The sequence below is a fragment of the Pantoea sp. Mhis genome (assembly GCF_009830015.1).
In genome coordinates this window covers 139,275-153,431 of sequence record NZ_SZZX01000001.1, presented here as the reverse complement: position 1 = coordinate 153,431, position 14,157 = coordinate 139,275, and the positions used below count along the sequence as shown (strand labels likewise).

The 14,157-nt window shown below is 24.8% G+C and carries 9 protein-coding genes and 1 pseudogene; 3 read left to right on the top strand and 7 right to left on the bottom strand.

The genetic code is table 11. From position 1 onward, the window contains the following. Window positions 1-1,192: 1,192 nt before the first annotated feature. The 4 genes from ruvB to aspS all read right to left on the bottom strand — a co-directional run bounded on the left by ruvB (window position 1,193) and on the right by aspS (window position 5,911). Window positions 1,193-2,197, bottom strand: coding sequence for a Holliday junction branch migration DNA helicase RuvB (ruvB, locus tag FD727_RS00620; RefSeq protein ID WP_159938237.1), 1,005 nt, complete (start codon window positions 2,195-2,197; stop codon window positions 1,193-1,195). An 8-nt stretch (window positions 2,198-2,205) separates the two neighbouring features. Then, a complete protein-coding gene (ruvA, locus tag FD727_RS00615; RefSeq protein ID WP_159938236.1) occupies window positions 2,206-2,817 on the bottom strand; it encodes a Holliday junction branch migration protein RuvA in 612 nt (203 codons plus the stop codon). Window positions 2,818-2,899: 82 nt separating this feature from the next. Next, complete coding sequence (gene ruvC, locus FD727_RS00610; RefSeq protein WP_159938235.1) at window positions 2,900-3,373, bottom strand: crossover junction endodeoxyribonuclease RuvC; 474 nt, start codon at window positions 3,371-3,373, stop codon at window positions 2,900-2,902. A 780-nt stretch (window positions 3,374-4,153) separates the two neighbouring features. Continuing rightward, the gene (gene aspS, locus FD727_RS00605; protein WP_159938234.1) at window positions 4,154-5,911 is read right to left on the bottom strand and encodes an aspartate--tRNA ligase; all 1,758 of its coding nucleotides are present in this window, start codon (window positions 5,909-5,911) and stop codon (window positions 4,154-4,156) included. Window positions 5,912-6,568: 657 nt separating this feature from the next. Between aspS and cmoA the strand changes: the two are divergent. The 3 genes and pseudogenes from cmoA to argS all read left to right on the top strand — a co-directional run bounded on the left by cmoA (window position 6,569) and on the right by argS (window position 10,407). After that, window positions 6,569-7,296 (top strand): annotated as a pseudogene (gene cmoA, locus FD727_RS00600) (carboxy-S-adenosyl-L-methionine synthase CmoA). Further along, window positions 7,293-8,264, top strand: a complete 972-nt coding sequence (gene cmoB, locus FD727_RS00595) for a tRNA 5-methoxyuridine(34)/uridine 5-oxyacetic acid(34) synthase CmoB (RefSeq protein WP_159938233.1) — start codon at window positions 7,293-7,295, stop codon at window positions 8,262-8,264. Before cmoA ends, cmoB begins: the two are co-directional and overlap by 4 nt. A gap of 412 nt (window positions 8,265-8,676) precedes the next feature. After that, complete coding sequence (argS, locus tag FD727_RS00590; protein ID WP_159938232.1) at window positions 8,677-10,407, top strand: arginine--tRNA ligase; 1,731 nt, start codon at window positions 8,677-8,679, stop codon at window positions 10,405-10,407. 307 nt (window positions 10,408-10,714) lie between these two features. Here argS and kdsA read toward each other — a convergent pair whose 3' ends face one another. The 3 genes from kdsA to prfA form a co-directional block, all read right to left on the bottom strand. Further along, entirely contained in the window at window positions 10,715-11,566 is an 852-nt protein-coding gene (kdsA, locus tag FD727_RS00585; protein WP_159938231.1) for a 3-deoxy-8-phosphooctulonate synthase, read from the bottom strand. 307 nt (window positions 11,567-11,873) lie between these two features. Then, window positions 11,874-12,707 (bottom strand): peptide chain release factor N(5)-glutamine methyltransferase, encoded by an 834-nt coding sequence (gene prmC / locus FD727_RS00580; RefSeq protein ID WP_159938230.1) that lies wholly within the window; start codon window positions 12,705-12,707, stop codon window positions 11,874-11,876. Beyond that, window positions 12,707-13,792 (bottom strand): peptide chain release factor 1, encoded by a 1,086-nt coding sequence (gene prfA, locus FD727_RS00575; RefSeq protein ID WP_159938229.1) that lies wholly within the window; start codon window positions 13,790-13,792, stop codon window positions 12,707-12,709. Before prfA ends, prmC begins: the two co-directional genes overlap by 1 nt. Window positions 13,793-14,157: the final 365 nt, after the last annotated feature.

Genomic DNA, 14,157 nt, shown 5'->3' with positions numbered 1-14,157 from the left:
ATATTTTAATATTTTTATTGTATATAGATACAAAAAAATATTATTTTTCTTTCTAAGAATTTAAACATTAATGTTTATAATTATTAAATTTTAAATCACCATTTAACAATAACTGTATATCGTTTCTATACCTTTGATATATATATTTATATTAACAATATATATGCTAAATCAAAAAAATTAAATATTTTGCGTATTTAATTTTAAAAATATAAGTTTTATATTTAATATAAGTAATCCATAATTATATTATGTTTTTTAATAAAATGATTAATGATCATATGACATATAAATATTACGTATTAAATAAATAATATTTAATTAATTTTATAACTTAATTAATTTTATAACTTAATTAATTTAATATAATATTTATAATAAATATTATTAGGATAATATTAATATAATAATAAAATTATTACTACTAAACAAATTATATCTAAAAGGATAAAATATTAAAAAAATTATATATTATAAAACATATATATTACTTTTATAAGTATTATTAATATATAGAATATTATATATTCTCTAAAACTTTAAATATTAATTTAATTATATATTTATAAAAACTATATAACTATGTTTTTTAGTAATCATAAATATATATATTGACCATACAATAATTAAAATTAATATACAATAATGTTTAATGTGTTAACACAATATTCTATTAAGTATTAATATAATATATATCTTAATTTATAAATATTAATATTATTTATAATATATCAATTATTTTATATAATCTATATTTAATAAATATACGTATATATTATAGATATATTAAACAAAGTTAATAAAAAATATTAATTTTTGTACTAAGCAAAATAATCATTATTATAGTAATAAAAAGTAATTTATAATAATTTAAGTATTGTCAATTCAGGATCTAGTAAATAAACAATAACAATAAATATTTATTTTAAAATATTAGTATTATTTAATCTTATTTATTAAATTTAATTAAAAATATTAATTTTGTTATTTTCATAGGATTTTAAATAAATATAATATATCTTATATTTATTATTAATTTTGTATATAATACAGGCAGTGAATAATTGATTTTTTTATTTTAAAATTTTAGAATAAATACTAACTGAACTTTAATTAAGCATTTTATTTAAATCATTAATTGATCATCTTATATCTTTATTACATTAATAAATAAATTATTATTAATATCAATTTATCTATTACAATTAAAACCAAAATGATAATAAGCATGACGAGTAGCTATACGGCCACGCGGTGTACGCTGAATAAATCCTTCTTGAATAAGAAATGGTTCGATTACATCCTCGATAGTTTCACGTTCTTCTCCTATTGCAGCAACTAAATTGTCTAATCCTACAGGTCCTCCTGTAAATTTAGTAATAATAGTTAATAACAATTTACGATCCATATAATCTAAACCGTGATTATCTATATTAAGCATATCCAGCGCACTTATCACTATTTCCCCACTCATATTACCATTAGCTTGTACATCTGCAAAATCACGGACACGACGCAATAGACGATTAGCAATACGCGGTGCTCCTCTCGCACGACGAGCAACTTCTAAAGAAGCTTCCTGGCTTAAATTTAATCCTAAACAAGTTGCACTACGATTAACAATATGTTGTAGAGCTGTGACATTATAAAATTCTAAACGTTGTACTATTCCAAAACGATCACGTAATGGAGATGTAAGTAAACCGGCACGCGTAGTTGCACCAATTAAAGTAAAGGGAGGTAAATCCAGTTTAAGAGCACGAGCGGCTGGTCCATCTCCAATGATAATATTTAAATGATAATCTTCCATAGCAGAATAAAGTACTTCTTCTACCATTGGTGATAATCTATGAATTTCATCAATAAACAATATATCACAAGGTTCAAGATTAGTTAAGATTGCAGCTAAATCACCTGCTTTTTCTAAAATTGGACCAGATGTTGTACGTAGATTAACATCCATTTCATTCGCAATAATATTAGCTAATGTGGTTTTACCTAATCCCGGAGGACCAAAAATTAATACGTGATCTAATGCATCACCACGTAATTTTGCTGCTTTAATAAAAATTTCCATTTGTTCTTTAACGCTGGATTGTCCAAAATATTCTGACAAATATTTTGGACGTATAGTACGGTTAATAATTTGTTCTTTCATACATATATTATTGAAGCTCAATTGATTTTTTTCAATCATGTATTACCTCAAATAGTTGCACATAATGCCTCTCGAATCAAGGTTTCACAATTTGCTTCTGGTTTTTTAAGATTATGGATCATTGTATTAGCTTCTTGGGGTTTATATCCTAAAGATATTAATCCAGCAATAGCTTCTTTTTCGGCATCTGTTTTTTTAAGAGGAAACAATATTGAAGTTGAATTAATACATTTATTAATAAATGAATCATCAATTTTATTTATAAATTGATCTTTGATTTCTATCATGATACGACTAGCTATTTTTAGCCCTATACCAGGTACTTTAACTAATAATTCAAATTGTTTATTATTTATCATATTGATAAACTGTTGTGCTGATATTGCAGATAGAATTGTTAAAGCTAATTTAGGTCCGATTCCGCTAATTTTAACCAACTCACGAAATATTGTACGTTCATTTTTATCATTAAAACCAAATAATAAAAGCATATCTTTACGTACTATAAATTCAATAAAAACAGCTACTTCCTCATTAATTTCAGGTAATTTATAAAAACAAGTCATAGGCATATAAACTTCATAACCAATACCATTGGTTTCAATTAAAACTATTGGTGCTTGTTTTTCTAAAATTTTACCTCTCAAAAAACTAATCACTTAAATAACCTATTTTAGGTAAAAATAAATACTTACAATAATTTAAATTACTTTTTATTAACAGTAATGTATTATCTCTAATCTATATATGTTCAGTAATATGACAATGAGTAATAGCAATTGCTAAAGCATCAGCAGCATCTGCTTTTAAATTAGTTGATATCTTTAATAAATTACATACCATATATTTTACTTGTTTTTTTTCAGCGTTACCCATACCAGTAACAGTTTGTTTAACCTGACGAGCGGCATATTCAAATACAGGTAAATTATGACTAACTGCAGCAACAATAGCTGCTCCACGTGCTTGACCAAGTTTAAGAGCTGAATCTACATTCTTAGCCATAAATACTCGTTCGATTGCAAAACGATCAGGCGTATATTTACTAATAATATCATATATTCCAAAATAGATTACTTTAAGTCTTGAAGATAAATCATTCATATTAGCATAAATACAACCGCTAATTATATAATTTAATTTATTTCCTATTTTACTGATAATACCATAGCCAGTAATGCGTGAACCAGGATCAATTCCTATAATTATTGACATATCACGCACCTTGTATACGATTATTAATAATCGTATTGAATTATTGATTATACTATATTATATATGTATATTATGATATTATCATAAATAATCGTTTATTATATTATTTAATAACTTTAATTTTTTAAACAATTTGTTATTCTATGTAGATGTTTAATATAAAATTATAGTATTATATACTTTTATAAATTAATTAGTATTTAAAATTTTATATTATTTTAACTTGAATTAAGTTAAAATAATATAAAATTAATTAACAGAAAATAAATCTATATTAATTAATATTAAATTAGACATGCATTTTAACTGTTAAATTAATTCTAGTAATATCTAAAGATTAATAATCAATGCAATATTAGAATTAAATGTTTATTATAAAAATATAATTTGTTATATCAAAATTATATTATTAGAAAACATATATAATTTTGAAATAATTATTTTAACGCAAATAAATAAACAGATTTTTATAATTAGTTATTAAGCATTATTTTAATAATTTAATCATTAAAATAACTTATATTAAATATTCAACCTATTATATATATAGACTTTTATAAATTGCAAGTAATTATATGGTTATATTTAAATCTTACTATTATTAGTTATAATAGATAAAATATAAATATGTATGAAGATTTTAAATTACTTATTTTGTTAAGAACTTCTATTTTTTATAAAAGTTGAATGGCAATATTTTAAGAGAAAACTTTATTTTATATATAATTTCAAACATTAAATATGAATAAAATATCCAACAATTATTAAATTTAAAAATTTTTATTTTTTTATATTAATTCCTAGATCAGATAGAGTTATCGGATTAATTTCATTTGGTGCTTTAGTCATTAAACAAGATGCTGAAGTACTTTTAGGAAATGCAATTACATCACGAATATTATTTGTGCCAGTTAATAACATCGTTAAGCGGTCTAAACCAAGTGCTATTCCAGCATGTGGCGGCGTACCAAATTTTAATGCATCTAATAAAAATCCAAAATTTTCATTTTGTTCTTGTTTAGTTATGCCTAAAATGGTAAATATTAGCTGTTGCATTTTATTACTATGAATACGTACAGATCCACTACCAACCTCATAACCATTTATAATGATATCATAAGAATTAGCAATTGCTTGCATTGGATTGTTTTCTAATTCTTCTATGCTCATAGATTTAGGAGAAGTAAATGGATGATGAATTGTAGATAAAGTACCGTTATCATTTTTTTGAAACATTGGAAAATCAATAATCCATAAAGGAGCCCAAATATTTTTATTGGTGATATTAAGTTCATTTCCTAATTTAAGACGCAATGCACCTAATGCATTAGTTACTATTTTAGAATGATCAGCGCAAAAGAAGATGAGATCTCCATCTTGTACAGAGATACGCTGTAATATACATTCAACAATATTATTAGGTAAAAATTTTTTTATTGGACTATCTATTTCTTTAAAAGTTTTATCATATTTTTTTACTTTCATCCAAGTTAAACTTTTAGCACCATAACTTTTAACAAAATTGGAATATTCATCAATTTTTTTACGGCTTAATAATATACCATTGGGTACTTTTAATGTTGATATCATACCGTTAGGATTATTAGCTGGTATAGAAAAAAGTTGAAAATCTACTGTTTTTAATACATCTGTAACATCTACCATTATCATTGGATTTCTTAGATCTGGTTTATCAGAACCATAATAACTTATAGCGTCTTTGAATGTCATTGTAGGAAATGAACCAAGATCTATATTTTTAAAATTAAGCCATAATGCACGAATTAAATTTTCTATTAACTCACGTATATGATCCGCTGTCATAAAAGATGTTTCGATATCTATTTGCGTAAATTCTGGTTGGCGATCAGTTCGCAGATCTTCGTCTCGAAAACATTTAACAATTTGATAATAACGGTCGAAACCAGCTATCATAAGTAATTGTTTAAATAATTGTGGTGATTGAGGTAACGCATAAAATTTACCTTTATGTAAACGACTAGGTACTATATAATCACGTGCACCTTCTGGTGTAGCTTTAGTTAGTATTGGAGTTTCAATATCAATAAAATCATTTGTATCCATAAATTTTCTGATAAAACTAGTAATTTTTGCACGAATTTTTAAACGTTCCATCATTTCTGGTCGTCGTAAATCTAAATAGCGATATGTTAAGCGCATTTCTTCACTATTAATGTGATTAAAATCAATTGGTAATAAAGCAGCATAGTTAATAATATTAACTGTATTTGCACATACCTCTACTTCTCCTGTATCAATATTTTTATTTTTATTTTTTTGTTCTCTAGAACATACAATTCCCTTAATTTGAATACAGCATTCATTATGTAATCTACCGGCTAATTCGAATGCTTCTTGATAACATGAATTAAAATATATTTGAATAATTCCTTCACGATCTCGCATATCAATAAAAATTAGATTTCCTAAATTTCGATGATTATTTACCCAACCACAAAGAGTCACATGTTGACCTACATCAGATAAACTAATTTTTCCACAATATTTTGTACGCATAATATATCCTTTAATTTTTTTGCCTTACAACATAAGAAATAACATTTTTATATATGTTTTGTTTTTTTTAAAATATAAAAAATTGATTCTTATTATAATTTAAAATAAAATATTTTTAATTAAATATTTTTCATATATTAATTAGATTAATCTAAATAAATTTAGTTATAATTATTTAATTGACTTTTTGAAGTTATTTTATTTCTAAAGAAATAATTATATCTATAATATTAATCTGCTTAGTTTCAAATTAATATTTAATCATTTTATTTTGAATATGAAAGTGAACGATATGTATCATATCTTGTCTTTAAATTTTAGTAAAAATAATGATAATAATCATTATATAACTAAAGTAAATTATTATTTTAATTTACAAACATAAAATTATAATTAACATTATATTTTATAATTAGTTAATTAAATATTTTAAAATATTTAATTTTACTTAATACGTTAATCTATTTTTAAAGACGTATTGTATATATTAATTCAACTCAATTAGTTTAATAATAGATTTAAATGAAACATTCAAATTATTTTAAATTATTTATGTATGTGATAATATCTATTTATATTAATTTTATATTATTAGCATTATAAATAATTGCAAATTTATTGATAAATCATATTTTTATTATATTCTTAGGAAGAGCAATGTCTAATCGTGATGTACTATTCTGTGACCCTATTGATAATTTAAATAAATGGAATTTTGATGAGAATATAGCTAAAGTTTTTCCAGATATGGTTCATCGATCTATTCCAGGTTACTCTAACATTATTTCTATGATTGGTCTATTAGCAAAGCAGTTTGTACAAACTAACAGTTATATATACGATCTAGGTTGTTCTCTGGGAGCTGTTTCCCTTTCAATACAGAAAAATATTCAAGTGCCTGGATGTCAAATTATAGCTGTTGATAACTCTCCAGCAATGATTAAACGTTGTCAGAATTTTATAAAAAAAAAAAAATAATTACTCCTATTAAATTAATAGAGGCAGATATTTGTGATATTCCTATTAGAAATGCTTCATTAGTAATACTTAATTTTACACTTCAATTTTTAAAAGTTAATAGACGTATGGCATTATTAAAGAAAATAGCACAAGGTCTTAATCCAAACGGTGTTTTATTACTATCAGAAAAATTTAAATTTGAAGATATTGATTATAATTTTTTGGTTTGTAAAATGCATCATGAATTTAAACGTACTAATGGTTATAGCGAATTAGAAATAAATCAAAAAAATATTATGTTAAAAAAAGGTATCATTATTGATACTGTAAGATTACATAAAATACGTTTAAAAAAAGCTGGTTTTTCTCATACAGAATTATGGTTTCAATGTTTGAATTTTGGTTCATTAATATCATTTAAATGACTAAATTTAATGAATTTTATCATCAAATAGCTCTAACTCCTCTTGCTAAATGGTTGGAAATATTACCAGCTCAATTGTCTTTATGGGAAAAAAATAATGAATTTAATCGCATTTTTTATAAATGTAATCAAATTATAAAACAATTACCATTATTAATTCCACAAAAATTAGACTTACTTCATGGTATATATGCGCAAAAATACAATGATATATGTACTCATCAACTTAAAAATATTGAAAGATTATTAATTAATCTTAATCCATGGCGTAAAGGACCTTATTTTATTGATACAATAGAGATTAATGCTGAATGGCGTTCTAATTTAAAATGGCAACGTCTTTTTCCATATATTTCACCTTTATCGGGACGTACAATTTTAGATGTAGGGTGCGGAAACGGTTATTATATGTGGCGTATGATTGGTGCTGGCGCAAAATTAATCATTGGTCTTGAACCAATGCAACTTTTATTTTATCAATTTGAAGCTATACGTAAATTATTAGGCAATGAACGACGTTTACATTTATTACCCCTAAGAATTTCGCAATTACCTGCATTACAAGCATTTGATACAGTATTTTCTATGGGAGTGATTTATCATTGTCGTTCACCATTTGATCATTTATTACAGTTAAAAAATCAATTAAAATATGAAGGTGAACTTATTTTAGAAACACTTGTTATTGATGAAAATCAAAATAATATACTTGTACCAACTAAATCTTATGCTAAAATGAAAAATGTTTATTTCATTCCCTCAGTTTCCGAACTTAAAAAGTGGCTTCATAGATGTGGTTTTATAAATATACGTGTTATTGATATTAATCAGACATCAATGGATGAGCAACGTCGAACTAAATGGATGAATAGAGAATCATTAGCTGATTTTCTTGATTTTAATGATTCTAGTAAAACTATAGAAGGATATCCTGCACCACTGCGTGCGATATTAGTAATGAATAAATAAAAAGATTTATAAAATTATTAATTTATAATAACTAGCTATTGATTTTAATTTTCATAGTTAATAATAATTAGATTTTAATCATTTAATTAAGTTGTATTAATTTTAAATTAACAAATTAATTAAAATTAATTTTATTTATTTTAATTATTTATATTACATACGGTTCAACTAATATTTACAATTGTAAATATATATGAATTATATTATTTATACTAGTAAATAGTATAGATAATACAATTTACAATAAATAATAATTAATTATTTATTATTAAAATAATTACATCTAATTTATCCTCTTTCTAAAAGATATGAGATTAATATGTTGTATTTCATATAACATAAAATTATGAAATAAAATTCATGTATTTTTATATCTATATTATTAATAAGTTATGCAAGGTTATAATTTAGAATGAATATCAAAAGTGTTCTTTCGAACAGGATTAATCATGCAATGATATTAGCAGGTATATCTGCTAATTGCGATCCCCAGATACATCGATCTTCTAAAATGAAATTTGGAAATTATCAAGTAAATGGAATTATATCTGTGGCAAAAAAAAACGGACAAATACCATCTGAATTAGCTAAATTAGTAGTTAACTACTTAGATTTAGATGATATTGCGAATAAAATAGAAATTGCTAATCCAGGTTTTATTAACATTTTTCTAAAAAGAACTTGGTTAGAACAACAAATTAATAAATTACTACAATTACCATGTCTTGGTATAGATAGGGTATCACCTCAAAACATTGTTATTGATTACTCTTCACCCAATATGGCTAAAGAGATGCATGTTGGTCATATTCGATCTACTATTATAGGTGATGCTGTTGCTTGTACTTTATCTTTTCTTGGTCATAACGTAATTCGTGTTAATCATATAGGTGACTGGGGAACACAATTTGGTATGTTAATTGCTTATTTAGACAAAAAGAAAAATAAATATCAGGAAAATATGATTTTATCTAATTTAGAAAATTTCTATCGTGAAGCTAAAAATATTTATGATAAAGATCTAAATTTTGCTAAATGTGCTCAAGAGTATGTAATAAAATTACAAAATGGTGATGAATATTGCCGAGACCTATGGCAAAAAATAGTGAATATTAGTATTGCACAAAATCAAAAAATATATGAACGTTTAAATGTTAGTTTAATGCCTAATCACGTAATGGGAGAAAGTAGTTATAATGAAATGCTGCCTGAAATTGTAGCTGATTTACGTAAGAAAGGTTTAGCAGTGATTAGTGAAGGAGCTACCGTAGTTTTTCTTGATGAGTTTAAAAATAAACAAGGTAATCCTATGGGAGTCATTATTCAAAAAAAAGATGGTGGTTACCTTTATAGTACCACTGATATTGCTTGTGCTAAATATCGATATGAAAAATTTCATGCTGAACGTATAATTTATTATATTGATTCACGTCAACATCAACACTTACAGCAAGTATGGAGCATTGTTCGTAAGGCTGGTTATGTACCAGAATCTGTATCTCTAGAGCATCATGCATTTGGAATGATACTCGGTAAAGACGGTACTCCATTCAAAACTAGATCTGGAAATATTATTAAGTTATCTGATTTATTAGATGAATCGGTTGAAAGAGCGTTAAAACTAATTAGCAAAAAAAATCCTAAAATGTCGCAAGAAAAATTAAAAATTTTATCTGAAATTGTGGGTATTGGAGCTATAAAATACGCCGAATTATCTAAAAATCGTATCTCTAATTATATTTTTAATTGGGATCAAATGTTAAGATTTGACGGTAATACTGCACCCTATATACAGTATGCTTATACGCGTATACTTTCTGTATTTCGTAAAGCAAATATTAATATCAATCATCTAATTGATGATATTACATTAACAGAAGAGTATGAAGTACGATTAGCTATACATCTGCTTCAATTTGAAGAATCACTTATTCAAGTCGCATATGATGGTACTCCACATATTATGTGTTCTTACTTATATGAACTTGCTAGTTTATTTTCAAATTTTTATGAACATTGTCCAATTATTTTAAATAAAAATAATCAAACATGTAAGAGTCGTCTTCAATTAGCGGCTTTAACAGCTAAGACTTTAAAACAAGGATTAAATATATTAGGTATTCAAACTGTTCAGTATATGTAAGTAAATACATCTAAATTACATCCACTTGTTAACATATTTTTATACTTTAATAAAAGTAATTTTCGTACTATTAAAGTCCCTTTTCTAGAGAATTTTATTTAACTAAAGATTTGATCTATATATCCATTAAAATCTATAATTTATGGTAATTCAAATAGTCTAAAATGACTAAAATATTAACAATTAATTAATATTAATACGGTGAAAATTAAAAATCTAATAATTAATCTTATTACTGAAAAGTTAAATCTAATAAAATAAGAAAGTTAAAATAAAAGATCATCTAAATATCAAAGTCATTAAATGTTTAATTAGTATTTATGTTAGTAAAGCTTTTTACTAAGTCATCTATTGCTTTTATTTGCTTTAAAAATAATTCTAATTTATCAAGTGGTAATGCAGATAAACCATCACATTTAGCAATATTAGGTTCTGGATGAGCTTCAATAAATAAACCAGCAATACCAATTGCTACACCAGCACGTGCTAATTCAGTTAATTGTGAACGACGACCACCAGAAGTAATTGCAAAAAAATCTCTCTTTTGTAAAGAGTGGGTAACATCAAATATAACTGGAGAATTATTTGATACTCTTTTCATTATTGAAAATCCAAGCATATCTACAATTAAATTGTTATAACCGAAAACACTGCCTCGTTCACATAATATGATTTTATCATTGCCATTCACAATAAATTTATTTACTATACTACCCATTTGTTCTGGACTAATAAACTGAGGTTTTTTAATATTTATTACTGCATTAGTTTTTGCCATTGACTCTACTAGGTTTGTTTGTCGTGCTAAAAAAGCAGGTAACTGTATTACATCTACTACATCGGCTACTGGTTGTGCTTGCCATGGTTCATGTACGTCCGTAATAATTTTTACATGAAATTTTTGTTGTAATTTTTGAAAAAGTTTTAATCCTTCCTTTAATCCTGGTCCACGATAAGATTTTATAGAAGAACGATTTGCTTTATCAAAAGAAGCTTTAAAAACATAAGGAATTCTCAGTTTATCAGTAATATTAACATATTGTTCACAAATTTGCATAGTGATGTCATATGATTCTAATACATTCATTCCACCAAAAAGTACAAAAGGTAAATTATTTGCAATCTTAATATCTTTAATATTTACTGTTTTATGTGTCATACATATCACCTATGTGATAATCAATATGTTTCATTTAAATATATATAATTTTCTTAAAAAATAAAATAATCTTTTATAAATTATTTTATTTTAAAAATATTTAATTTGTTAAAATTTTTATGATATATAATATAAATTTATTAGTTATTCATCAGTTTAATAAACTAATTATGTTTTTAAAGTCATTTAAAATTTAAATTAAATATTTTATAAAAAAATTGTAATTTAAAGTGACAGATATTCTGTTTTTTATTTAATGTAGTTATTATTAACTCATTAGTATTATTAATAAGGTAAATATTTAATTTTAATGAATAAATTGACCTAATGTAACACGTGCTAATCCACTATAATCTTTGACAGTTTTAACATTTAGATAACCATGTTTAACCATGATTTTGTTTACTATTTCCCCTTGATTCCATCCATGTTCTAATAACAGCCACCCTCTAGATTTTAACCATTTAGATGCTGTTAAAATAATAATACGTAGGTCTGCTAAACCTTCATCCTCTGATACTAATGCGCTAAACGGTTCAAAACGTATATCACCTTGTTGTAAATATTCATCATTAATGCCAATATAAGGAGGATTACTTACAATAAGTTCAAAACGTTGAAATACTAAATTGCTAAACCAATCGCTTAGTTGAAAATTAACATTAAGAATATTAAGTTGTTTTGCATTTTTTTTTGCAAGTAAAATAACATCAGGAATATAATCACATCCTGTAATAATACAGTCTTTACGTTCACTAGCTATTGCTAGTGCGATAGCACCTGTTCCCGTACCTAAGTCTAATATTAAAGAAGAAGTTGCAGGAAGGTATTCTAAAGATTGTTCTACTAATACTTCGGTATCTGATCTTGGAATTAATGTAGTGTCATTAACAAATAAAGAAAATGACCAGAATTCACTCTTACCTATTAGGTAAGCAATAGGTTCTCCTTTTATGCGATGGGCTAATAATTGATTTAAGTATAACAATTGTATTTTTTCAAGTTGATTTTGTTCAAAAGCTAGTAACCAACTACGCTCTTTACCTGTAACATGAGAAAGTAATGTTTCTACATCATTTTTTGGACTTTCACTGTTAAAAAGCGTAGAAATAGCTTGTTGTTTCCATTGTTTAATATTCATTAATTTTTTTCATTAACTAAATTAGATAATTGTTCAGCTTGATATTCTTGTGAAATTGGTTTGATTAATATATCTAGTTTACCTTCCATAGTTTCTTCAAGTCGATAGACAGTTAAATTTATACGATGATCAGTAATTCTACTTTGTGAAAAATTATAGGTGCGTATACGATCAGATCGATCGCCGGTACCTAGTAAATTACGTCGTGTACAATTTTTAATTGTCTGGTATTTTTCTTTTTCTGCAGCATGAATACGAGCCCCTAATACTGCTAATGCTTTAGCTTTATTTTTATGTTGAGACCTTTCATCCTGACATTCAGCTACAATCCCAGTAGGTAAGTGTGTAATACGAATTGCTGAATCCGTTGTATTAACATGTTGACCACCAGCTCCTGAAGAACGAAAAGTATCAATTCTTAAATCACTTAAATTAATTTTTGATAATTCTGCTTCTGGTAATTCAGGAATTACAGCTACACTACATGACGAAGTATGAACTCGCCCTTGTGATTCAGTTTCTGGTACACGTTGTACCCGATGACCGCCTGATTCAAATTTTAGAGCTCCATAAACACCATTGCCAATTATACGTGCAGTAATTTCTTTATAACCACCTTGTTCACCTTCATTATAAGTTATAATTTCTACTTTCCAATGTCGCATTTCAGCATATCGATTATACATACGGAATAAATCACCAGCAAAGATTGCTGCTTCATGACCACCAGTACCAGCATGTATTTCAATAAAACAAGATCGTTGATCATCAATATCTTTTGGTAGTAATAAAAGACTTAACTCTGTTTCTAACAATGCTAATCTATCCTGAAATAACTTCAATTCTTCTTGTGCCATATTATGCATTTCATGATCATCAAGTAATACTTTTATATCTGTTATATTTTTATTAGTTTTTTTCCATTGATAAAAACAATTAATGATTTTAGTAAGTTGTGCATGTTCACGTGATAATATACAGAAAGTTTCTTGATTATGGATCATGTTTTTGTTACTTAATAAACTTTCAATTTCTTCGTAACGTTCCTGGAGTGTTTCCAGTCTAATAAAGATAGATTGTTTCATTCTTATAATGACTTTTATATAAATTCATACTAATTATTTAGTACTAAAATTAATTAATTTAACATAAATATATTACTAGATAAAAAATAACTTATGTAAGTTATTTTTTATCTAGTAATATATAATTTTGCTACGTGACGATAACACAACATATTTTAATATTAATATTTTAAAAAATTTAAAGATTATAGATTTAATTATATATCTAAAGTAGGTTTGTTTAATAATTTTTATTAATCATTTGATACTTCAGCATCAATTAATAATGTATTTGCAATGAAAAATTTATGAATATATAATTATATATTCTAAATAGAAAATATTTTCTAATAATTTTTTGTAGAAAATTATTTTATAATACAATG